Source organism: Serratia sp. TMDUHS_CL (assembly GCF_037137105.1).
GTDB lineage: Bacteria > Pseudomonadota > Gammaproteobacteria > Enterobacterales > Enterobacteriaceae > Serratia > Serratia nevei.
In genome coordinates this window covers 160,051-183,567 of the sequence record NZ_JBBBDV010000011.1, presented here as the reverse complement: position 1 = coordinate 183,567, position 23,517 = coordinate 160,051, and the positions used below count along the sequence as shown (strand labels likewise).

Sequence of the window (23,517 nt, the reverse complement as noted above, 5' to 3'; positions counted from 1 at the left end):
CCAACCTGCAGCTCGATAGCCAGGGCGATATCCGCGCCAGTGGCAGTCTGCTTGCCAAGAAGAGCGTCAACGCGTCCGGGCGCCGGGTGGATATCAGCGGCGCACAGGTTGCGACCGGTCGTACCGCGCTGACGGCACGTGACGGCGGCGTGGCCTTGCGCCAGTCCACCGTTGACAGCGGTGAGCTGGCCGTGAGCACGAAGGGACATGTGGAGGCGCAGCAGGCCAAAGTCAAGGCCGGGCGCTGGACGGTGGATGCCGACAACCTGTTCAACCAACAGGCGACCTGGTCACAGACCGGTGACGGTGAAAGCCGTTTCACCCTGGCAGGCGCACTGGATAACAGTGACGGCACCATCGAGACGCAGAGCCTTCTGCTTTCGGCCGGCCGGCTGGTCAATCAGCGTGGTCGCCTGGTGGCGCTGGGGCGCACGGCGCAGCACTGGCGAGTGGGTGGCCTGCTCGACAATGGCGGTGGCACGATGGGCAGCAACGGAGCTCTTCGCCTCGACGCCGGCCGCCTCGATAATCAGCGCGGCACGGTAAAAACCCAGGCGAGCTTCACGCTCCATGCTGATGGCGCGGTGAATAATGCCGGGGGCAACCTACTGGCCGGGAACGGCCTGACGCTTGAGGCGGGCAGCGAGCTGAATAACGCGTCCGGCACCCTGAGTGGCGATGACGTGCGTCTGGCGGTACAACGGCTGGATAACGCGCAGGGGCAGATCATCGGCCAGGGCAATCTCGACCTGACGGCCAGCCGCCTGGATAACCAACGCGGCCTGATGGGCGCCGGCAAGGCACTGGATATCCATACCGGCGACTGGGACAACCGTGGCGGCACGGCGCAAGGCGAAACGGCCGTCACGGCAACGGCAACGACCCTCAACAACGACGGTGGCAAGCTGCTGTCCGGCCAGGCATCAACCCTGACGACCTCGGGTAATGCCAGTAACCGTGGCGGCGAAATCAGCGCCGCGGTGCTGACGGTGAAGTCTGACCGTCTCGACAACACGCAGGGCAAGGTGATTGGCCAAGCGCGGCTTGACCTGCATGCCCGCCAGGGGTTGGACAATACGCAAGGGCTGCTGGGTGCCGGCCAGGCGTTGACCGTTCGGACCGACGGTGAGCTGAATAACCGCCGTGGCACGATATCGGGAAGCGGGCAAACTCACATAGCGGCAGGGGGCGTGCGCAACGAGGCCGGCAAACTGCTGGGTGGGCAACAACTGGTGTTGAACAGTGCGGCTGAGTTGGTGAACCGCGAGGGCGAAATCAGCGGCGAGTCACTCACACTGGCGGCGCAGCGCCTCGATAACGCTCAGGGTAAGGTGGTCGCCAGGCAGGATGCGAACCTGACGGCGAAGCGAGGGCTGAACAACGCCGCCGGCTGGCTTGAAGGCGGCAAGACACTCGCCGTCAAGACCGATGGCAATTGGGACAACCAGGGCGGCACCGCACAAGGTGGCCGGCAGGTCACCGCCAGCGCGCAGTCGCTCGACAATACCGGCGGGCGACTACAGTCCGGCGGTGACCTGACACTTGACGCCGCAGGCAATATCCTCAATCGCACCGGTAAACTTACTGCGCAGCAGGCCCTCGCCGTTAACGGCGGTGTTGCCAGCCTGTTTGACAACGATGGTGGATCACTGCAAAGCGGCGGCGGCCTGTCTCTGCAGGGTGGCCAGTTGACCAACCGCACCGCCGGTGTGGTACTCAGCGGGCAGGCACTTTCCCTGAACCTGACCGGCGGCTGGGACAATCAGGGCGGCACGTTTACCGGTAAGGGACGCACCGAGGTGCGTGCCGCCAGTTTGTTGAATACCCAGGGCACCATCAACGCGCTGGACAGTCTGGACATGCAGTTCACCGGCAAGCTGAATAACGGCCAGGGGCGGATTTTTAGTCAATCGTCTCAGGTACTGCAGGCGCAGGACATTTTCAACACCCAGGGCTGGATGGGCAGCCAGGGCAGCTGGCAGGCGATCAGCGGCAGTTTTGACAATACGGAAGGCAGTGTGCAGAGTCTGCAGGCCGTACAGCTTGCGGCTGACTGGCTGGGTAACACCAAAGGTGTACTGCAGTCGGCACACGACCTGGCGCTGCGCATCAAACAGGATATCGATAATCGCAACGGTAAGGTCTCGGCGCTGGGGCAGCTTGCTGTTACGGGTGCCAAAGACGGCGAACACGCCGGCGCCATCAATAACGCCGGTGGTCAGTGGCTGGCTGGCGAGGGGCTGCGTATCGCCGCCCGTGCACTCGACAATACGCAGGGCGGGCTGCTCTACAGCCAGAAACAACAGCGCCTTACGTTAAGCGACGCGCTGAACAACCGCGATGGGAAAGTGCAAAGTGGTGAGGCGCTTCAACTTGACGCACAAGCACTGAATAACGCCGGCGGGACGATAGACGGCCAGCAACAGGTGACACTGCGCATTCTTGGCTTGCTGGAAAATACCGACGGTGCGGTGCGCAGCAATGGCGGCCAGCAGGTGTCGGCGGCCGGTATCAGTAATACGCGCGGCGTCTTCAGCAGCCGCGGCGGCATCACGGTGACATCAAAGCAGCTGGACAACGCCGGCGGCACGCTCATCAGTCAGGGCTCGGGTATCTACCGACTCGACCAGCTTAACAATCAGCACGGCAAAGTGCACAGCGGTGAGGCGCTCACGTTCGACGGCACGCAGGTGAACAATCAGGGCGGGCAACTGGTGTCGACTCAGGGCCTGACGCTCAAGGCCGAAGCACTCGACAACAGTGGTCAGGGCACGATAAGCAGCCAGTCAGCGCTTGATGTGCGGGCAGATCGCCTGAACAACCGCGACGGCGGGCTGATACTGGGCACCACGCGTACCGACATCACCGCCCGTGATATCGACAATACCGCAGGCCGCCTGCAGAGCAGCGGCCAGATGACCCTCGCGGGTGTCACGCAGCTGGACAACCGCCAGGGGCGGATCCTGGCCGACGGCAATCTCGATATCAACGCTGCCCTCTCCCGTACCGACTCGCCGCTGGCGCTACTTAACCAGGGCGGCCGCGTGGAGAGCGCCGGCGCACTGACAGCGAATACGCGTACTCTGGATAACCAGAACGGTACCCTGCTGGGGCTGCAGGCGCTGACGCTGTCCGCGCAGCAGGACTACACCCGCCAGGCCGGTGACACCGTCAGCAGTAACGGCACGGTGACGTTCTCCCTGAGCGGCGCCTTTACCAACCTGGCGGACTGGCTGCTGCCGGGCAATCTGGTGCTCAATGCGGCCAGTATCACTAATCCGGCGTCTCTGGTAGGCAAGACGTTACAACTGACGACCGGGGCGTTGCAAAACACCGGGCGTATTGAAGCGGACAGCATGACGCTGAACGTCGATACCCTGGACAACGCCGCAGCGCTGATGGGGGATGCTATCACCGTGCGCGGGCGTGTCATCGACAACCATGGTCAGCCTGCGGTGATGGCAGCGACCCAAAGCCTGACATTGCAGGCCGGTGAGCGCCTGACCAACCGGGATGGCGCACTGATTTACAGCGCCGACCACCTGCAGTTGCACAGCGACGACCTGATTGAAAACCGGGCGAGCTTTATCGAAGCGGACGGTGACGCCACCGTCGAAGCCCGCCGCCTGGACAACCTGCGCGAAGGGCTGGTGATTGAGCGTGACGCCGAGAAGAGCGATTACAAATGGCACCGCTACAACTATTACTGGCGCTCCTACGGTGAAGATGTCAATCCAGATGTCAGTACTATGGCCCCGATTACCCAACAGTTGGCCTTCCAGGATGACGCGGCGGCGCAAACCAACCGCTACGGCACCCTGCTGGCCATTGATGCGGCAGGCAAGCGCGCGCAGGTGCGGGTCAAAGACAACACTGGCCAACTGACCGACCTGTGGGTCAATTACCTGGCGCTCAAGCCGAATGCCGACGGCAGCTATGCCATGACGTTCTATGAAACGCGTGGGGGAAATCAGCTGGCGACCATCCCGACGCCTTATCAAAACGGCTTCCACTGGGAACACGACTGGACGCAGGTGATGACCTGGGACCCTGAGAAGCATATCGATATCGCTACCGCGCCGTTCGTCACCGATTACAACAACCTGCGCGAACGAACCGCGACCGGCACGGTGACGCGTGACAGGCTGGTCTCTGAAGGTATCGGTGCGCGTATTCTGGCCGGCGGCAATATGGTACTGCGCATCACCGGTGCGCTGCTCAATGACGCCAGCATCATTACGGCCAACGGCAACCTGACCCAGGACGGCGGTGGCAGCGTGGACAACCGGGGTTACTCGGTCAATGAGCGGAGACAAGAGTTCATTGTCGATCACTACGACAGGGCCGAATCGCACTGGTATCCGACGTTCAACCATGATGAGACCACGGCACTGGCCACCGTTGACGGCGTGATCACCGGCAACGGCACCGTCACCATTAACGGCGCCCGCATCACCAATACCACGGTCAATCAGGCGCAAATCAGTCAACTGGATGCGGCGTTGAAGGCGGTGGATGCCGAACGCGCCGAACTTGAGCGCAATCCGCTGGCCTTCACGGTAGCAGGCGCCGGCAACCAGGATGGCGACACCGCGCTTGCGCCGGGCGAGCAAATGACCAGGCCGGACGCCACGCCGTCCTCGCCGCTGGGCCGGCCGCTGTTGCCGGCGGAGCTGGCGCTGACGCAACTGCAGCATCTGGGCAATGTGGCCACCGCCATCCCCAATAACGGCTTGTTTAGTCAACATACGGCGACCGGCAGCCCGTTCCTGGTGGTGACCGATGAACGCTTTACCCGTCGCGACAACTTTATCAGCAGCGACTACATGCTGGAGCGCGTCGGGTATGACCCCACGCAGGCTCATAAGCGCCTGGGCGACGGCTTTTACGAGCAGCGCCTGGTGCGCGAGCAGGTGCTGAAACTCACCGGCAAACCCTCCGTCAAGGGCTGGGATGCGATGGAACAGTATCAGCAGCTGATGAACAACGGCAGCAAAGTCGCCCGGGACTTCCATCTGGTGCCGGGCGTGGCCCTGACGCCGGAGCAGATTGCGGCGCTGCAACAGGATATCGTCTGGCTGGTGAGCGAGACAGTGCAAACGGAAGGCGGCCCGCAAACGGTGTGGGTACCGAAGGTGTACCTGGCACAGACTACACTGCGCCTGACCGGCGATGGCGCGGTGATTGGCGGCGGCGACCTGCAACTCTCGGCAAACAGCATCAACAATGCCGGCAACCTGTTTGCCGACAAAGCCCTGACGGTCGACGCCGGGCAGTTCCTGCACCAGGGCGGCAACATCAAGGCCGGCAGCATTGACGTGCAGGCCGACAGTCTGGCCCTGAGCACCAACCTGCAGGATGCGCTGCGTCAGGCAACCCTAAGCGCCGGCGACATTCGCCTGCGCGGCACGGATATCACGCTCACGGGGGCGAAGCTTGATGCGACCGATACGCTCAACCTGAGCGCGCGTAACGACCTGACCATCACCGCCGCGCAAAGCCGCCATACCGCCGACCTTGAGGTTATCTCGGGCTCTATGGGCAACCGTACCCGCGGCGGCACGGAAACAGCAGGCTCCCGGATGGCGCACGTCAGCGGCGAATGGCAGCAGGCTAAGGGGAGTGAACTTAACGCCGGCGGCAACCTTAATCTTTCGGCCGGCCGGGACGTTACGTTCGCGGGCAGCCAGGCCAAGGCCGGCGGCAGCACCCGCGTGCAGGCCGGTAATGATATCAACATCCGGGCCGAGACGACCACCAACACCACGCACCTGGATGCTAACAGCCGTACTTCCTCGGTCAGCAACGACCGCCAGGAAGAGCGTCTGACATTAAGCACGCTCGGCGGCGACCAGGGCGTCACCCTGGTGGCGGGCAACCAACTGCTGGCGGAAGGCGCGCAGGTTGACAGCAAAGCGGGTCGCATAGGCGTCAGTGCACAGGACGTGACTATTAAAGACGCGCGCAGCCGCACGCAAGATCTGGACAGCGAAAACAAACGCGAGGGCAAAACCAAAAGCCATCGCGAAGAGCAAACTGAGCGCGACATCAGCACCGGCAGCACCTTCAGCGGTCAGCAGGGCATCACGGTTATCGGGCGTGAGGGCGATGTCACGGTCACCGGCAGTACCCTGCACAGTGACCAGGGCGCCATCGCCCTGCAGGCGAAAAAGGATGTCACCCTCAATACGGCCACCGAACGCGAGTCGCGCTACAGCGAGGAACGTTCCGAGAAAAAAGGCTTCCTGAACAAGAGCAGCAGCCACACTGTGACCGACGACCGAACCACGCGCGAGAACGGTACACTGCTGAGTGGTAACAGCGTCAGTGTCAGCGCAGGCAACGATCTGACGGTCACCGGCTCGGCCATTGCCGCTGATCGGGACGTGAACCTGCAGGCCGGCCGTAATATCGATATCGGTGCGGCCACCGAGACCGACACGCATTACCTGCTGGAAGAGAAGAAAAAGAGCGGCCTGCTGGGAAGCGGCGGCATCGGTTTCACGATTGGCAAACAGTCGAGCAAACACGAAGTCGACGAGAAAGCCACGACCCAGAGCCAAAGCGTCAGCACCGTCGGCAGCAGCCAGGGCAGTGTCAACATCACGGCGGGCAACCAATTGCACATTGGCGGCGCCGACCTGGTGGCGGGCAAGGACCTGGCGTTGACCGGCGACAGCGTGACTATCGACCCCGGCTACGATCAGCGCACGCGCAAAGAAACCTTCGAGCAGAAGCAGAGCGGCCTGAGCGTGGCATTGTCGGGCACCGTGGGCGGCGCGCTCAACACCGCCGTCAGCTCGGCGCAACAGGCACGAAAAGAAGGCGACGGACGCCTGAACGCGCTGCAAAATACCAAAGCCGCGCTGTCCGGCGTGCAGGCCGCACAGGCCTGGGAGCGGGATAATGCGCTAACCGCCTCGGCGGAGGCGAAAAACGCCGCTGCCGGTTTACAACCGGGAGACGAAGGTGCGGCGCAAGGTGCCACCAACACAGTGGGCATCAGCGCCTCCTACGGCAGTCAGTCGTCGAAAAGCGAAACCCGCACCGACATCCGACAGTCACAGGGCAGCACGCTCACCGCCGGGCAAAACCTGTCAATAACGGCGACCGGCAAGAACCACAATGCGCAAAGCGGCGATATCACCATCACCGGTAGCCAGTTGAAGGCGGGCAAAGACCTGTCGCTCGATGCTGCGCGGGACATTACCCTGCAGTCGGCGCAGAACAGCGAAAGCACCGTCGGCAAGAACAGCAGCAAAGGCGGCAACGTTGGCGTCGGTATCGGCGCCGGTTCGGGCGGGTATGGCATCAGCGTCTCGGCCGGCGTCAATGCGGGCAAGGGGCATGAGAACGGCAACGGCCTGACCCATACCGAAACCACCCTGGATGCGGGCAGTAATCTCAAGGTGACCAGCGGCCGCGACACCACGCTTACCGGCGCGCAGGCCAGCGGCGAAAAGGTTACCGTCGACGTGGGCCGTGACCTGACACTGCAAAGCCAGCAGGACAGCGACCGCTATGATGCCAAACAGCAAAATGTCAGCGCGGGTGGCAGTTTCACCTTCGGCTCGATGACCGGCTCAGCCAACGTAAGCGCCAGCAAGGACAAACTGCACAGCAACTTCGACTCGGTGAAAGAGCAGACCGGGCTGTTTGCGGGCAAGGGTGGGTATGACGTCACGGTCAAAGACCATACCCAGCTCGACGGCGCTGTGATTGCAAGCCAAGCTGACAAGGAGAAAAACCGTCTCGATACCGGCACGCTGGGCTGGACGGACATCCACAACCAGGCGGACTACAGCGCGACGCACAGCGGCGGTTCACTCAGCACCGGCGGGCCGGTGGGCGGTGACCTGTTGACCAACATGGCCGGCGGCATGCTGTCGGGTGCCAACAACAGCGGGCATGCCGAGGGCACGACGAAGGCCGGCGTCAGTGAGGGGACGCTGATAGTTCGCGACAAAGACAAACAGCAGCAGGATGTGGCGCAACTGAACCGGGATACCGAGCATGCCAACGACGGCAGCATCAGCCCGATATTCAACAAGGAGAAGGAGCAGAACCGGCTCAAACAGGCGCAGTTGATTGGGGAGATTGGCGGCCAGGCGATGGACGTCATCCGCACGCAGGGCGATATCGCCGGGCTGAAGGCGCAGAAAGACCCGGCGGCGCTGGCGCAGGCCAGGGAGCAGCTTGAGAAGAGCGGCAAACCGACAAACGATGCGGCGGTGATGCAGCAGGCGTATAACAACGCGATGCGGCAATACGGCACTGGCAGCGACCTGCAGAAGGCGGCGCAGGCGGTAACGGGCGCGCTGACGGCGCTGGCGGGCAATAACCTGGCGGGCGCGCTGGCGAGCGGTGCTTCGCCGTACCTGGCGACGGAAATCAAGAAACTGACCACCAATCCGCTGACCGGTGAAGTAGACGTTGCCGCCAACGCAATGGCGCATGCAGTGCTGGGCGCCGTGACGGCGCAGCTGAACAACCAGTCGGCCGCGGCAGGAGGACTGGGCGCGGGCGGCGGTGAACTGGCGGCGCGCTACATTGCCGGGCAGCTGTTCCCGGGCAAGACGGCAGAGCAGCTGAGCGAAAGCGAGAAACAGCAGGTGAGTGCACTGAGCCAGCTGGCCGCAGGGCTTGCAGGCGGGCTGGCGACGGGGGATACTGCGGGAGCGGTGACTGGAGGTCTGGCAGGCAAGAATGCGGTGGAGAATAACCATCTGAGCTTGCCGAACGGGCTAATGGATGCAGGGCGGGCCACTTCGACACTGAGCAAGTTTATGACGGAGCATGGTGCCACGCCGGAAGAGGTAACGCAGGCGCAGAGCGACCTGGCAAAAGGTCTGGGAACAGGGGCACCACAGCCGGCTACCGAGCTTGTGAAGAAATGGGCGCTATTGATGAGCACAGCAGCGACAATGGGCACGGGGTCAGCCGTCGGTGTAGGAGCGGCCGCAACGGGAGGGGCTATTGGCGGTGCAGCGAATGTCAGTACGCAACTCACGGTGAATGGTGACAAACCCTTCAGCTACACCGATGCACTACTTGCAATAGGGACAGGGGCATTATCGCAAGGTAAAGGCCCGTTGCTGACAGGCGGTGTCAGTGTTGGTGGTGCTTATGTTGGCAGTACGATCAAAGGTGAAGATCCGACCAATGCGATGATTGGGGCTGGGGTTGGTTCGGCTATAGGATCTGGAGCCGGTAAGGTTACTGAGAATATATCATCAGAAATTGGTGGTGCAGTTGTCGGCTCTATAACTTCAGAAGTTGTTGGCGGAAAGGTAACAGACCAGTTAGATGCAAGGAAAAAAGCCAATGAAAGTAAATAAGACAGGTTTAATTAATTTATTTTTACTATGTGTTTATTGGTTTTTGGTCATTTTTTTGACTGTTTTTTTAGTCAGCCTTAGTATAGCGATTGTTTTTTATTTTCAAGATGGAAGGTTTTACTTCCATTGGGAGGAGGAGGTTTTAAATTCATTAAGGTATGGTCTAAGTGGTGGACTTCCTCTGGGAATAGGCATCTGGTTTATGGCTTGGATGAAAGCACGTAAACAAACGTAATCCATGTCGAAGGGGTAACCCCCCAATCCTAGCATTGACTAGGATTGGATTTCTGCCAGTAGCATGGATAAAGGCGATTTACTCAATAACCATTATCTGCTTTTCCGCTATTTAAACCAGTTGCATAACCCTGAGACCCACAATGCCTCGGACAATCTTTCCAGGTAACGAGAACCAAATGGTACATAGTTAAAATACTCGATATTGCTATCTGTATCGACAATTCGGTAGTTAACAGGATACTTCTCTCATGTGTTAATGAGCGATCCTATAAGAAAAGTGGAGGAAGTTGTGAGTAAGGATTTGGAAATTTCTATTTCAAGTGGTCGTTTCAAAAAGTTAAGGGAGTGGAATAGGAGACGAAATTACTACTTCAAGGAAGTAAAGCTTAATGTTAAAATTTATATTGCAAAGCTTATCTGGGATAAACGTAGAAAAAGCAATTTTGATATCAAAGCAATAAAAACTGTGCTGCTCCTTCGCAATGAAGGAACAATCGGAGATGTTGTGGTTTCAACGCCACTAGTGAAGTCCCTTTATGAGTCGGGTTATACAGTTGATTTACTACTTACAAAGTCAAGTAGCGTAGCGATGAAATACAACCCCTATGTCAGGCATGTCTACGAAGCCGGGGACTGTAACAATGAAGTCTTTTTGAAGAGATTTAGCCACACCGTGGCTGAGTCGACAATAAGAACGTTGAATAAAAATAATTATGATCTGATAGTTGATCTTTGTTTGTTTGATACCCCTGTACATAGAATGATGCTTTTTCGGGACATAAATGCAAAGTTTGTCCTTGGGTTTAATAAATGGGGTTGCATTAATCACTACAGCAAATCCATTTCATTTAAGAATGGTAAAGAGCATGTGACAAAAGCCATTTCCTTGGTGGCATATAACATGGATCTTGACTTTAAAAATCGTCAAGCCTATGACTTGCATATCCCTACAGAGATTACTTTTGAAGTGCAAGAGTACTTAAGCGCATGGGAAGATAAAGTGAAAATCGTTATTAACGCTTTCACTGGAAGTCCAGAAAGGAATTTATCTCAAGAACAATTATCTCAAACTATTGAGATACTTAGCAAAAAGTTAGATAATATGGTTTTTATTATTCTTGATCATAGGAAGGAACTGGATGTACATCTTCCCGATAATGTTGTTATAAATCCATTTAACTCACTGCATCACGTCATGGAGCTGATTAGAAAAGTTGATTTGGTCATTTCTCCAGACACTTCGATTGTACATATCTCTGCCGCATGGAAAAAACCATTAATTTCCATTTACAAAAACATAACTGACAACAATGACTTGTGGGCACCAGGTTATAAAGAAGCGAGTCAAATTGTTGTTAATAATAGAAAGATATCTGATGTGGCAAACGTTCCCGAACTTATATTACAAGAGGTACGGAGGTGCGGATATCTAAATAGAGTGGATCCTTGAATCTTAGACACCTCGACACTGATGTTAAGATAGACTCTGTTTACTTTGGAGATTGCAAACGACCTAATGGTTTTAACGTAACATACTCTATAAATGGTGGTCGCCCTGTAATTAAAGACACTAGTAATACCCCAGGAGGGGTGAAATGAACAACCTAGATGCTCTACACAGTAAAATTGGTCAGTTATTGGTGGATGCGGGACCTAAAAATGCCAAGAAGATTATTGCCCGCGCAAAATTACCTCTTGATGGTGAGTCATGTGAATATGAATATGATTATATTGATCAAGAAGATAACGAAGACTGGTTTGTACCAGATAAATTAGCTAGTTATGATCTTCGTCTTCTTCTGGTTGAGATGAGGAATTTTTATATCAAAAATAATATGACTAATGGAAAGCCAGCATGGACTTCTTGTGAAATAATCGTTGATATAACAGCAGCAAAAATAAGCATGAGCTTCCAATACGATGACTAAAAATCTCCCAACCTGCTGACCGAGTTCTTTATTTTTATGTATGTTTTGAAACCCCGAGCTTGCTGCTGCAATCGGGTGAAGAGAATGTAGCGGTGATTTCTCACATTTTCGCAACGCTAGTCCCAGACTCGATGGGCTAGTCCCCTGCGATAATCAACTGAGATATCAAGAGGCAAGTATCGGCGTGCCCCTACGGACTTCCCCCGTAGGGGAAGAAAAATATTTAAAAATAAATAAAGACTTCTTTGCTGCCTTTCTGACCATGTCGTAGCACCCTGTGTAGATTCTAACCACGCAGAAGTGCACACCATGAAAATCAGCATATTGTTGACGTTGTTTCCTCTGCTAATGCCGGCATCGGTGCTTGCCGGCACGGTACAGTATACCGATTTGGGCGCGGTGATGGCGCAACTGAACAACCAGTCAGAATTGGCCGGTGGACTGGGTGCTAACGGCGGGGAATTGGCGGCGCACTACATTGCCGGCCAACTGTCCCCGGGCAAGAAGGCGGAACAGCCCAGTCGTCTAAGCTCCCTTGATGATAATCGCAAGTGGATTCATGAAGCCCTAAATAAAACCTGACGCAGTAAAAGTATCGACTGATAGCTGAACAACCGTAAATATCAAAAAGTACATGGACAGGTTCGTACTTACACAGGAGCCTGCTCCACAACCAAGCTCCTACCAACTGGACTGACCCAGCCCCCGATGCCCCATCGCAAATGCGGCCTTTCCTAGCTAGCCGGTGTCAAATAACGCATGCATGCATAAGGTGCATGATTTTGCATGTAAGGAAATGCACTTCTCGGACCCAGCAGCACCAGTACCGGCGCGGCCTGCGACCTCTCATGCATCTGCATGAAAAGCGATGCATGAAGCGGGCAGGCGAGGCGGGGATAGCATTGCGCGCTGTTGCTTAAACTGCTTTTAAAGCTACTGAGCTTCCCAGCGATATTGGGTGATAGTGGTCTTGCTTGTTTTTTACAAGTATGATGGTTAATCTGTGTGCCATAGCGCCTATTGATTGAATTGGTCATACTAACAAACTTTAAAATATGGAAATTTTATGCCTATTACTCAACAAGTTAGAGTTAATGACTTAACGATAGATTTGCAAAATTATCGTACAGTGCCTCAAAAAGATGAGGTTGCTGCAATACAAGCAATGATAACTATTAGTCCAGAATATTTTTGGGCTTTAATGGGTAGCCTTATTGATGATGGTTATCTCCCTACAGAAAATATTATAGTCATAGATGAAGGTAACCATCAGAAAATTGTCAAAGAAGGCAACCGGCGAATTGCATCTCTCAAGATAATTCATGGCTATGTCGACGCGCAACTATTCGATATTCCTGAAGCGATAAAAAATCGTATCTCAAATATTCCACAAAGTTGGCGTCAGGTGAATGAATCTATACCTTGTACAATTTATGAAAGTAAAGATTCAGCATTAGTCGACAAAATTGTGACTCTTACTCATGGTAAGGGGCAGAAAGCTGGTCGAGACGATTGGGAAACAGTAGCCAGGGCTCGACATAACCAAAAAAGCAATGCCTCACCTGAGCATGGATTGGTATTGCTTGAAAAATACCTTGTTCACGGGATGAATCATTCAACTGAGCAAAAGCTTAGATGGTCTGGAAAATATAACCTCTCTGTTCTTGATGAGGCTTTGCCAAAGATCTTCTCTAGAGTTGGATGCTCTTCAACATCTGATCTTGCTGTTAAATATCCAAAGGTAAACCACAAAAAAGAGTTGGATAATATATTTCTGGCTATTGGATTAGGTGAGCTAAATTTCCCCGCGATTCGCGGTTCAGTTGATTTTCTTTTGCGATATGGAATACCACCTATAAGCTCACCTAGTTCTGGCACTACTAACAATACGACAGGGGCCAATTTACCGATACCTAATCCTGCTAATCCTGCTAATCCTGCTAATCCTGCTAATACAGGTATGCAGCCAGTTAACACATCTTCAGTGCCAACTCCGACGAATACGAATGGTACCAATCCTCAAGCTGCAACATCTGGGGCTAATACAGTAAAACCTACTCAAAGAATTACTACAACGTCAACACATGACATAAAAACAGTGAGAAGGCTTTTGCGTGGGTTGAAATTGTATGGGAATAACAGAGCAAAGTTATTAGACATCAAAAAAGAAATGATCGAGTTAAAGCTAGATAGTAACCCTATCGCTTTTGTGTTCTTATTAAGAAGTATGGTGGAACTATCGGCCAAGGCGTTTTGCGAAGATAAAGCATCAGAACCTAATGCCCCTAGTTATAGGAAAAAAGATGGGAGTGAGAAACCATTAGGTGATTTACTTAGGGATATTGTAGATTTTTTAACGCAGAAAAAACAAGATAAACAAATGGTTAAGTTGTTGCATGGGCCGGTTACTGAGTTAAATCGGCCTGATGGTATCTTATCAATAACATCAATGAATCAGTTGGTACATAACCAGAGATTTATTATCAGAAGTACAGATATACCAGCTCTGTTTTCTAGTATATTCCCAATTATTGAGCAGATGAACAAGTAATTATGGCAAATTATAGAACTCCACTGAGGTATCCGGGTGGGAAGCAAAAGTTAGCTCCTTATATATTAGAATTGATTAAAGCTAATTCTTTAGATGGTTGTAATTATGTTGAACCATATGCTGGAGGGGCGGGGGTTGCTATGCAACTTCTTATTGATGGTAATATAGATAGGGTTTATCTTAACGATTCTTCTATCCATATTTACGCTTTTTGGCATTCTATTCTTAATAGGACTGAAGATTTTTGTAGAGCTATATCAAAGTCGATAATGACAATTGATGAGTGGAAGGAACATCGCGAAGTTGTTCGAAATCCTAATGATTACGATTTGTTTAATTTAGGGTTTTCAACGTTTTATCTGAATAGAACAAACCGTTCTGGTGTGTTGAATGGTGGTGTAATTGGTGGTTTATCACAGGCAGGAAATTGGAAGATAGATGCAAGATTTCCGCATAAGGCATTGATTGAACGCATCGAGTTGATTGCAACTAAGGGCCAATATATCCATATTTATAATGATGATGCCGAAGATTTTTTTTCAAATGAAATACCAAACCTCCCTAAAGATACTTTGATGTACTGTGATCCTCCTTACTTTGAAAAGGCCAGTGGTCTTTATTTGAACTTTTATAAACCGGAAGATCATGAGCGCATAGCAAATATCATACAAAATATCAATAATGTTAAATGGGTTGTTTCATACGACGGTGTGAAAAATATTCTAGATTATTATTCTCAAAGAAGACACTTTTTATATGATCTCCAATATAATGTGTCTCGGGTATATAAGGGGAGTGAGGTTTTTATATTCTCTGATGATCTAAATATACCTCGTAATTCTTCTGTAAAGTTTATTGATCAAGCAATAAATAACAGTAGTTTACTGTTCAGATGAAATTAATGATTATGCTGGGGGGACAAAAATATTGCAATCCAGCACAATAATTTAAAAAAAGTATGTTTTTTAATCATTGGTAAAGTGTTTTACTCCCCCAGACTATATTTGTAAGAAAAGTAAAATGGTGGTTACTTTGGGGGTATAATCTGATTTTTGTTTTGTTTTTTTTATTTAACTCATAGGGTTATGTTTCTTTCTCGACTCCTGTGATCTTCCGCCAAATTATTGTTTCCCACACTTTCTTGAATTCAAAAAAATCCTATCCAAGCGAATCACCTCGCAGACATTTTTTTGAGAAAATAACCGTTGTTCGAGTAATGAGCTTCGATGAGCTTCTCTGGCATACTAAGCGAATTACAGCGTTGTAAGTCAGATTAAAGCGGAGGCGACATGGCAGACAAACACTTAACCCAATCACCGGCAGGTGAGTTTGTTATGTTTGCCAGCGATGATGGCGAAGTGCGCGTTGAATGTCGTCTTGAGCAAGAAACGCTGTGGTTGCCCCAGGCGACCATCGCGAATCTTTATCAAGTGACTCCCCAGGCGATTACGCAACACATCAAAGCGATCTACGAAGAAGCGGAACTTGAACAAAACGCAACCTGTAAGTCTTACTTACAGGTTCAAGAGGAGGGGGGCGCCAGAAAAGTCGCAATATTTAATCTAAGCGATTATGTGATATAGTAATACGCTCTTTCTTGTTGTTTGATGATGTAGTTCCTTACTTTTCTCTTAAGGGAAAGAGTAAGAGAAATACTGATTATTAACCAGAAAAGAATGATTTCTATGATGGTCAGTATTGGGTATATAATTATCTTGTCTTTTTTTACTTCATCTATGTATTTATTTAGTTCAATCTGGTTTTTTTCATCATTAAATATTTCGCAAATCAATGATGACAACTCTGGAGAGATGTTTTTTATTCTTTTTAGTTGATTGCTATTTCCAATGCATTGTTTTTTGTCAATAGACCAAGGGTGACGGGAAAACAAAGATGATTCCTTGGCGGAATGGTTGGTGATAAAGAAGCTTTCATTTGTTGTTTTTAACGTCAAAAGAGTCCACCCATTTTGAATGCGCAATGTTTGTATGTGCATGTGAAAAACAAATAAAAGCCCAATGGTCACTGAAAAAATAATAAAGCCAGACAGTATTTTATCAATGAACGTATTCTGGGGTGTTTTTTTTAGAGGAATAGATATGGAGAACAATCTAATTGTCCAATTGGGGATGCCTGCTTTACTCAAGTATTCAGATTCGCCGTTTAATGGTTTGTTTAAATATTTAAGTATTATCATTCCTGCCGCGAATATACTCCCTAATATTCCAAGGATGCTTGCAAATATTTCAATAGTTGACTTGAAACTTTCGTCAGTAAATAATTCAGTGATAGATAGTGCGTTACTCATATTTTTTCCTCATTGTGACTGTTACGTTTTGTTGATTTTTTATTATTCTTATGATTTTTTCAAGTTGTTAACAGCTATCTAGTCTATGATAAGTACATGGTGTTATTGATATGAAATTCATTGAGTTGGTAAATGATTAGTGGTTACTATACGAAATGTCTTCCTAATTTAGCTAAGCGGCTATTTTAGTAACAGCATAATATATCTGAAGTGCGATTTGCTATAAGTCCCCAATACCTAACCCCTTTACTCCCTTTGCAAAAAGAACTGCTTTATGGTCTGCCGCAGCCAGCGGTGCGCCGGGTCGCGATCGAGGCGCGGATGCCAGGCCTGCACGATAAACACCGATTCCAGCTCGAGCGGCAGCTCGATCTCAGCCAACGGCAGGTGGATGTTGCTTACTCCCTGCAGCACGTGGCGCGGTAGCGGCAGGATAAAGTCTGATTTCATGGTTAGCATCATCGCCGAATGGAAGCCCGGCAGGGTCAGGGCGACGTTGCGCTGCAGGCCAAGATCGCGCAGCGCGTCGTCGATCGGCCCCTGCGTGCGCCCGCGGCGAGAAACGCTGATATGCGGGTAATGGGTCAGGGTTTCGGGCGTTACCTGGCCGATGATCGGGTGACCAGGGCGCACCAGCGCCTGAAAGGTGCTGGTGAACAGGCTCTGCGTCTTAATTTCCGGGTGCCAGTCGCGTGAGGAACCGATCACCAGATCCACCTTGCCGCTGCGCAGCGCGTCATCTTCGCCGTCGCTTTCGGCGATAAACTTCAGGCCGCTTAACGGCGCCATGTCCCGCAGCGTCTCCAGCAAGCCGCCCGCCAGCGCGCCGATAAAAATGTCGTTGGCGCGAATGGTGAAGGTTCGGGTCAGCTTGCCGGGCTCGAAGGATTCACTCGGCGCGATCAGCGCGGCGGCCTGTTCGATGATATCGCTGAGCTGGCGTTTCAACTCCAGCGCGCGCGGCGTCGGCACCAGATGCTTGCCGGCCCTGACCATGATCGGATCGTCGAACTGCCGGCGGATGCGCCCCAGAATGCGGCTCATCGCCGGGGCGCTCAGATTCATCTTCTCGGCGGCGCCGCTCACGCTGCCTTCTTCCAGCAGCAGATTCAGCGCATAGATCAGGTTGAAATCAATTTTTTGCGGCATGGCCTCTCCGGTGGTGGTGCGCTCAATGGATTGCGTTTTGTGCAACTAGTTAATTACATCATTTCATTTTAAACAATCGAAATAAGCCCGGATACTGCCCACGACAACAAAGATTGAGGCTGAAACAGCAGGAGTGGGGAATGGTTGAGGTGTCTGTTACGCCGCACCACAAAAATCGATGGCTCGCCAGCGCCGGCGAAATCAACGGCCGCACCTGGCTGGGGCTGTTCGGCGTGTTTTTGGCGGTGATGGCCAGCGGCGTGGGGGAAAACGCCAGCAAGTTCGCGCTGGCGGATATACAGGGCGGCATGCTGCTGAGCTTCGATGCCGGCAGTTGGCTGACCACCTGTTACGTCACCGGCTTTGTGATCGGTTCCGGGTTCACGCCCTGTTTTTGGCCGACCTTTTCGCTGCGCCGGGTGGCGTTGACGATGTGCGGCATTTACCTGGCCGGTGGGCTGCTGACGCCCTGGCTGGGAGAACAGTATGGCGTGCTGCTGGCGGTGCGCAGCCTGCAGGGCTTCGCCGGCGGCGCGTTGCCGCCGATGCTGATGACGGTGGTGCTGCGTTTTATGCCGCCGCTGATCAAGGTGCTGGGGCTGGGTGCCTACGGCTGGGTCTCCGCCTGGAGCGCCACGTTGGGCGCCACCGCCGCCGCCTTCGCCTTTCACTGGGGTTGGAGCGGGTACTTCTACTGGAACCTGCCGCTGATGGCGATCGCTGCTGTGTGCATCGGCTATGGTCTGCCGCAGGATCCGCTGCGGCTGGAGCGCCTGCGGCAGTTCAACTGGCGCGGCATGCTGCTCGGTGGCATGGCGCTCGGCATGCTGACGATGGGTATCTCACAGGGGGAACGCCTCGACTGGCTGAACTCGCCGCTGATCTACGTTTTATTGTTGGGCGGCATCGGGCTATTGGCATTATTTCTGATTAACGAATGGTATCACCCGCTGCCTTTTTTCAATTTGCAGCTATTAAGCAAAAGGAACTTATCCTTCTCCTTAATTACGCTGGGTGGCGTGCTGTTAATTATGGTGTCGTTGGTCAATATCACGTCGGGATATTTATCCGCGATTCAAGGCTATCGCCAGGAACAAACCTCCGACTTAATGCTGTGGGTGGCGTTGCCGCAATTAATTACGCTGCCGATTGTCGCCATGATATGCAATACGCCGCGGGTGGATTGCCGCTGGGTGCTGGCGATCAGCCTGCTGTTGATGGCCACCGCCTGCGTGCTGGCCGCCCAGCTGACGCCGGAATGGAACGGCGACACGTTTCGCGTCATCGCGCTGTTGCAGGCGGTCGCTCAACCGATGGCGATCATCCCCCTGCTGATGCAGGCGACCGGTGGGCTGTTGCCGACCGACGGGCCGTTTGCGGCGGCCTGGTTCAACGCGGTGAAGGGGTTCACCGCCACCGCGGCCGGCGGCGCCATCGCGCTGCTCAGCCGACAGCGCGGGGACTATCACGCCGGCACGATCGCCGACGGTTTTGGCTCGGCCTACAGCCGCGCATCGGGGTCGGCGGAGCAGTTGGCGCAGCTTGCCGCTCGGCAGGGCCACGTGCTGGCCAGCGCCGATCTTTATCTGTTGGTTGCCGGCCTGGCGTTATTACTGACCGTGCTGATTTTATTTATGCCGACCCGTATTTATCCGCCGCGTTCGGTCGCCGCCTGACATTTTATCATCAGAAATAAATATTAAGTGGAGTCACTTTTATGGCTAACAAGAAAGTCGCCGTCGCCGTATTGGCGGTTACCGTCATTACGCTGGGATTATTAATCAATAAATTCCTTATTAAAGAGACACAGCAGAATACCAACGACGCCTATATTCGCGCCGATATCTCGCGTATTTCTCCGCAGATTGCCGGTGAAATTGCGCAGGTGTTGGTCAGGGACAATCAGTGGGTCAAACAGGGGGAGTTGCTGGCGGTGATCGACCCGCGTGAATTCAACGTTGCCCTAGCGCAGGCGACGGCGCAGGAGCAATCGGCCCGCGCCCGGCAGGACGACGCCAGGGCTAACCTCACCCGCCAGAGCGCGCTGATCGCCGCCGCGCTGGCGGAGCGGCAGGCGGCGCAGGCGGAGCTGGCGTTTGCACGCCAGGAGCAGAACCGCTACCAGAGAATGGCCAGCAGCGGCGCGGGTTCGCAGCAGGCGGCGCAGCAGGCGACAACGCGGGTGCACACGCTTTCCGCCAATGTGGCGCAGGCGGAGGCGACGCTCAAAGCGGCGCGAAACATGGAGCAGGTGCTACAAGCCAAGCTGGCGGACAGCGATGCCGAGCTGATGTTGGCGCAGGCGAAGAAAGCGATGGCTGAACTGAACCTGTCTTATACCCGCATCACCGCGCCGATCGGCGGCGTGGTCGGCAAGAAAAGCCTGCGGGTCGGGGAGTTCGTCAAACCGGGCGATGCGCTGCTGGCCATCGTGCCGCAGGACAAGCTGTACATCATCGCCAACTACCAGGAAACCCAGCTGGAAAAAATTGCGCACGGGCAGTCGGTAGACATCCATATCGATACCTTTCCCGGCCAAACGCTGAAAGGGCAGGTGGACAGCATTGCGCCGGCTTCCGGCGTCAGCTTCGCGGCCGTGGCGCCGGAGAACGCCACCGGCAACTTCACCAAGATCGTTCAGCGCATCCCGGTGAAGATTGTGTTCGATATCAATAAAGAGCATGCCACCTTGCTGAGCGCCCTGCGCGTCGGCATGTCCGCAGACGTCAGCATCAATACGCTGGACGGAGGCGTGCAATGAACAGGGCCGTGATCCCGCTGCTGTTGATGGCGCTGAGCGGCTGCCGGGCGGTAGGGCCGGACTACGCTCGGCCGCAGAACGCGCTGCCCGAGAGCTGGGGTGAGCAGGCCGGCGGCGGGGCGTTGCCGGTGGCCTGGTGGTCGATATTCAACGATGCGTCGCTGACGCAGCTGGTACAGCGCGCGGCGGCCGGCAACCTGGATCTGCAGCTCGCCACGGCGCGCATGCAGCAAAGCCGCGCACTGCTGGGCGTGACCGAGGCGGCGCTGATGCCGGATCTGAGCCTGGACGGCGCCTATCACCGCCAGCGTGCCACCTCGGTGGGCAGCATGGATCCGTCCGGCAACGGCGGAGAGGCGGATTACAACTTCTGGCGCGGCGGATTCAGCGCCACCTGGGAGCTGGACATGTGGGGCAAGCTGCGTCGCGCATCGGAAAGCGCGCGCGCCGGCTTCGCCGCTTCGCAGGAGAATCGGCGCGCGCTGCTGACGTCGGTGACGGCGGAGGTGGCGAGCGACTATCTGCGTCTGCGCGCCACGCAGCAGCAGCTGGCGGTGGCGCAGGAAAACCGCGCCACGGCGCTGCGCACGCTGCAGCTGACGCAAAGCCGTTATCAAAGCGGCGCAGGCAACGAACTGGATATCGATCAGGCGCAGGTGCAGTTGGCGCAGGTAGATGCCCTGCTGCCGACGCTGTTCGATCGACAGGAACGCTTGATCAACGCCATCAGCCTGCTGTTGGGCGAGCGGCCGGGCGCGCTGAAAGCGAGGTTGTCGCCGACGGGGCCGCTGCCGGTGCTGGCGCGCGCGGTGCCGATGGGCGTGCCGTCGGATCTGGCGCTGCGCAGGCCGGATATTCGCGAAGCAGCGGAGCGTTTGCATCAGGCGACCGCCGAGATTGGCGTCGCCACCGCCGACTACTATCCGCGCATCACGCTGACCGGCAACGCGGGCTACCAGGCATTGGCGCTGGCGGATATGGGCAACTGGTCCACGCATACCTTCGCCATCGGCCCCGCCCTGTATCTGCCGCTGTTCGACGGGGGGAAAATCACCCAGCGGGTGCGCCTGAGCGAATACCGGCAGCAGGAAATGGCCATCGCCTACCAGCAAACGGTGCTGCGCGCTTGGCATGAGATCGACGACGCGCTTTCCGGTTACCGCGCCCAGCAGCGCCGCCAGACGCATCTGGCCGAGGCGCTGGCCGCCAACCGACACGCGTTTGCGCTGGCGCGCGACAGCTATCTGAACGGCGCCAGCGATTTTATCCACGTTCTGAGCACGCAGCGCGCGCTGCTGGATCTGCAGTCCGCGCAAATTGTTTCACAGGAGGAGACGGCGATCGCCGTGGTGAATATCTATCGAGCGCTGGGCGGCGGCTGGGAACACACCTACCCGTCTGCGGCGCCACAGGAGAAGGCTGATGCACAACACGCTGAATAAGATTGTCGACGAGATGCTGGAAAGGGATACCCGCCGTAAACGCGAGGCCAGGGTGAGCGCCGTGCGGCAAGTCACCGCCCGGATCCGCCGCATCACGTTGAGCGGCGACGATGTGGATAAGTTTATCGCCGACCCGCGCGCGCAGGAGCCGGCCAGTTGGATCAAGGTGTTCTTCCCGTGGCGCGACACGCTGGCCGGGCGGGCCTATACCCTGAGCGGCATCGACAAACTCGCCCGCACCTTCGATATCGATATGGTGCTGCACGGCGAAGGCCCAGCGTCGAACTGGGCGCGCGACGCGATGCCGGGCGACAAGCTGGGGTTCGCCGGCCCTTGCTCCGGCGGCTTCCGGCTGTTGCCGCAAACTCGCTGGCTACTGTTGCTGGGCGATGAGACCGCGCTGCCCGCCATGCGCACTATCCTCGCCTCGCTGTCTACCCCGCTGCCGGTGCTGTGGTTCGCCGAAGTGGGCGATGCGCAGGAGATTCAGGATGTCGATTGCTCCTTTTTGCAGATGAACAGCTGGCAAATACGCACCCGGCATTTCGACAGCGTGATGAACAGCCCGCTGGTGCAGGCCGTCAGCCACTGCGAACTGCCGGCCGGGGAAGGGCAGGTGTGGCTGGCCTGCGAACACCAGGTCGCCGCGTATCTGAAGGCGCGTTTTATCAACGAAATGGGCATCTCCCGCGCCGCCTTGTTTGCCAAAGGTTATTGGAAAAAGGGCGAAGCTAATTTCAAGGGCGCGATGTAACTCGGGCGAATGAGGATGGTTATGATTGAGAGAGTGTTATTGGCGGTGGACTGCTTTGAACACAGCGGCAACGCGCTGGATTTTATGGCGCGTCTGCAAGGCAGCATCGGCGGCGTGATCGTACTGACGGTGGTAGACAATGCCTTCACGCTCAGCCGCAGCGGCCTGCGCTTCGACAGCGACGAGCGCGAAGAATATCCCGCCGCCCAGCGCGAAGAGGCGCTGGCGGAAAAGCAGGTCGGGCAGGTGACGCGGGCGTTGAAACAGATGGGCTTCAACGCCCAGGGCCTGCTGGCTGCGGGGGCGCCCATCGAGGTGATCCCGGACCAGATGGCTTTGTTCAACTGCGATTTGCTGATCATCTCGCACCGCCACCTGTCTTCGTTGGGGCGCTGGCTGAACGCCTCCGTCACGCGCGGCCTGCTGGATGAGATTGGCCAACCGGTCTTGGTGATCCCGCGCTAAGCTATGGGTAAGGGCAGCCGCATGCGGCGGCGCGCGTTCGGCGACGAAGGCCGTACATACCGGAGGTCAACATGCGAAGTCTGGAAGATCAACTTGCCGCTTATGCCGCCTATCACCGCGATGCGCGCAATATTGCCACGCATTTTATCGGCATCCCGCTGATCGTCGTCAGCCTGCTGGCGCTGCTCTCCCGGCCGGCTTGGGACGCGGGAGGGCTGCCGTTTTCGCCGGCCTGCGCGGTGGTTATTGTCGCGGCCCTCTATTACCTGCGGCTGAGCCTGCGCCTTGGCGCCATGATGCTGGCGTTGCTGCTGCTGTGCCTCGGGTTCGGCGCCTGGGTGGCGTCGCTGTCGACGGCGGCGTGGCTGAGCGTCGGCATCGGCGGCTTCGTTATCGGCTGGCTGTTTCAGTTTGTCGGGCATTTCTGGGAGGGGAGAAAACCGGCGTTTATGGACGATGTGACGGGCCTTATCATCGGCCCGCTGTTCGTGCTGGCGGAAGCCTGCTTCCTGGCCGGCGGGCTGCGCGAACTGCAGCGGAACATCGAAATGCGCTCGGGCAAAGTGCGTAGCGGGAGGGCATGA

General features: G+C 55.1%; 14 protein-coding genes and 2 pseudogenes. 14 read left to right on the top strand and 2 right to left on the bottom strand.

Annotated elements, in window-relative coordinates:
* The 8 genes and pseudogenes from WCL58_RS19615 to WCL58_RS19580 form a co-directional block, all read left to right on the top strand.
* A partial coding sequence (locus tag WCL58_RS19615; RefSeq protein WP_443005206.1) for a hemagglutinin repeat-containing protein occupies positions 1-9,338 on the top strand: 9,338 nt, incomplete at its 5' end.
* A complete protein-coding gene (locus WCL58_RS19610) occupies positions 9,325-9,573 on the top strand; it encodes a hypothetical protein (RefSeq protein ID WP_336851506.1) in 249 nt (82 codons plus the stop codon). The genes WCL58_RS19615 and WCL58_RS19610, both read left to right, overlap by 14 nt.
* 291 nt (positions 9,574-9,864) lie before the next feature.
* Entirely contained in the window at positions 9,865-11,025 is a 1,161-nt protein-coding gene (locus WCL58_RS19605; protein WP_336851505.1) for a glycosyltransferase family 9 protein, read from the top strand.
* Between the two features lie 145 nt (positions 11,026-11,170).
* Entirely contained in the window at positions 11,171-11,503 is a 333-nt protein-coding gene (locus WCL58_RS19600; RefSeq protein ID WP_336851504.1) for a hypothetical protein, read from the top strand.
* Positions 11,504-11,812: 309 nt separating this feature from the next.
* A pseudogene (locus tag WCL58_RS19595) lies at positions 11,813-11,893 on the top strand (TIGR03757 family integrating conjugative element protein); the annotation flags it as partial.
* Between the two features lie 676 nt (positions 11,894-12,569).
* Complete coding sequence (locus tag WCL58_RS19590) at positions 12,570-14,054, top strand: hypothetical protein (protein ID WP_336851503.1); 1,485 nt, start codon at positions 12,570-12,572, stop codon at positions 14,052-14,054.
* A gap of 2 nt (positions 14,055-14,056) precedes the next feature.
* Positions 14,057-14,950 carry a DNA adenine methylase gene (locus tag WCL58_RS19585; RefSeq protein ID WP_336851502.1) on the top strand — a complete coding sequence of 298 codons (894 nt, stop codon included), beginning with the start codon at positions 14,057-14,059 and terminating at the stop codon, positions 14,948-14,950.
* A 393-nt stretch (positions 14,951-15,343) separates the two neighbouring features.
* A pseudogene (locus WCL58_RS19580) lies at positions 15,344-15,589 on the top strand (hydroxyacid dehydrogenase); the annotation flags it as partial.
* A gap of 35 nt (positions 15,590-15,624) precedes the next feature.
* Here WCL58_RS19580 and WCL58_RS19575 read toward each other — a convergent pair.
* Positions 15,625-16,362 carry a DUF6216 family protein gene (locus WCL58_RS19575; protein ID WP_159318811.1) on the bottom strand — a complete coding sequence of 246 codons (738 nt, stop codon included), beginning with the start codon at positions 16,360-16,362 and terminating at the stop codon, positions 15,625-15,627.
* A gap of 246 nt (positions 16,363-16,608) precedes the next feature.
* Positions 16,609-17,511, bottom strand: a complete 903-nt coding sequence (locus tag WCL58_RS19570; RefSeq protein ID WP_070915673.1) for a LysR family transcriptional regulator — start codon at positions 17,509-17,511, stop codon at positions 16,609-16,611.
* Positions 17,512-17,651: 140 nt separating this feature from the next.
* Between WCL58_RS19570 and WCL58_RS19565 the strand changes: the two genes are divergently transcribed.
* The 6 genes from WCL58_RS19565 to WCL58_RS19540 all read left to right on the top strand — a co-directional run bounded on the left by WCL58_RS19565 (position 17,652) and on the right by WCL58_RS19540 (position 23,517).
* Positions 17,652-19,187, top strand: coding sequence for an MFS transporter (locus WCL58_RS19565; RefSeq protein ID WP_336851501.1), 1,536 nt, complete (start codon positions 17,652-17,654; stop codon positions 19,185-19,187).
* A gap of 41 nt (positions 19,188-19,228) precedes the next feature.
* Complete coding sequence (locus WCL58_RS19560; protein WP_174137400.1) at positions 19,229-20,272, top strand: HlyD family secretion protein; 1,044 nt, start codon at positions 19,229-19,231, stop codon at positions 20,270-20,272.
* Positions 20,269-21,714: an efflux transporter outer membrane subunit gene (locus WCL58_RS19555; protein ID WP_336851500.1), complete on the top strand. Its 1,446-nt coding sequence runs from the start codon at positions 20,269-20,271 to the stop codon at positions 21,712-21,714. The genes WCL58_RS19560 and WCL58_RS19555 overlap by 4 nt, the downstream gene beginning before the upstream one ends.
* Positions 21,695-22,468 (top strand): siderophore-interacting protein, encoded by a 774-nt coding sequence (locus tag WCL58_RS19550; protein ID WP_060423466.1) that lies wholly within the window; start codon positions 21,695-21,697, stop codon positions 22,466-22,468. Before WCL58_RS19555 ends, WCL58_RS19550 begins: the two co-directional genes overlap by 20 nt.
* Positions 22,469-22,489: 21 nt before the next feature.
* Positions 22,490-22,933 carry a universal stress protein gene (locus tag WCL58_RS19545; RefSeq protein ID WP_060423462.1) on the top strand — a complete coding sequence of 148 codons (444 nt, stop codon included), beginning with the start codon at positions 22,490-22,492 and terminating at the stop codon, positions 22,931-22,933.
* 71 nt (positions 22,934-23,004) lie between these two features.
* The gene (locus WCL58_RS19540) at positions 23,005-23,517 is read left to right on the top strand and encodes an Mpo1 family 2-hydroxy fatty acid dioxygenase (RefSeq protein ID WP_336851499.1); all 513 of its coding nucleotides are present in this window, start codon (positions 23,005-23,007) and stop codon (positions 23,515-23,517) included.

Bases quoted from the DNA above. Each gene is read 5' to 3' on its own strand.
- WCL58_RS19560 (WP_174137400.1), top strand. From the start codon at position 19,229: ATGGCTAACAAGAAAGTCGCCGTCGCCGTATTGGCGGTTACCGTCATT.
- WCL58_RS19585 (WP_336851502.1), top strand. From the start codon at position 14,057: ATGGCAAATTATAGAACTCCACTGAGGTATCCGGGTGGGAAGCAAAAG.
- WCL58_RS19555 (WP_336851500.1), top strand. From the start codon at position 20,269: ATGAACAGGGCCGTGATCCCGCTGCTGTTGATGGCGCTGAGCGGCTGC.
- WCL58_RS19565 (WP_336851501.1), top strand. From the start codon at position 17,652: ATGGTTGAGGTGTCTGTTACGCCGCACCACAAAAATCGATGGCTCGCC.
- WCL58_RS19610 (WP_336851506.1), top strand. From the start codon at position 9,325: ATGAAAGTAAATAAGACAGGTTTAATTAATTTATTTTTACTATGTGTT.
- WCL58_RS19590 (WP_336851503.1), top strand. From the start codon at position 12,570: ATGCCTATTACTCAACAAGTTAGAGTTAATGACTTAACGATAGATTTG.
- WCL58_RS19540 (WP_336851499.1), top strand. From the start codon at position 23,005: ATGCGAAGTCTGGAAGATCAACTTGCCGCTTATGCCGCCTATCACCGC.
- WCL58_RS19570 (WP_070915673.1), bottom strand. From the start codon at position 17,511: ATGCCGCAAAAAATTGATTTCAACCTGATCTATGCGCTGAATCTGCTG.
- WCL58_RS19575 (WP_159318811.1), bottom strand. From the start codon at position 16,362: ATGAGTAACGCACTATCTATCACTGAATTATTTACTGACGAAAGTTTC.
- WCL58_RS19545 (WP_060423462.1), top strand. From the start codon at position 22,490: ATGATTGAGAGAGTGTTATTGGCGGTGGACTGCTTTGAACACAGCGGC.
- WCL58_RS19600 (WP_336851504.1), top strand. From the start codon at position 11,171: ATGAACAACCTAGATGCTCTACACAGTAAAATTGGTCAGTTATTGGTG.
- WCL58_RS19550 (WP_060423466.1), top strand. From the start codon at position 21,695: ATGCACAACACGCTGAATAAGATTGTCGACGAGATGCTGGAAAGGGAT.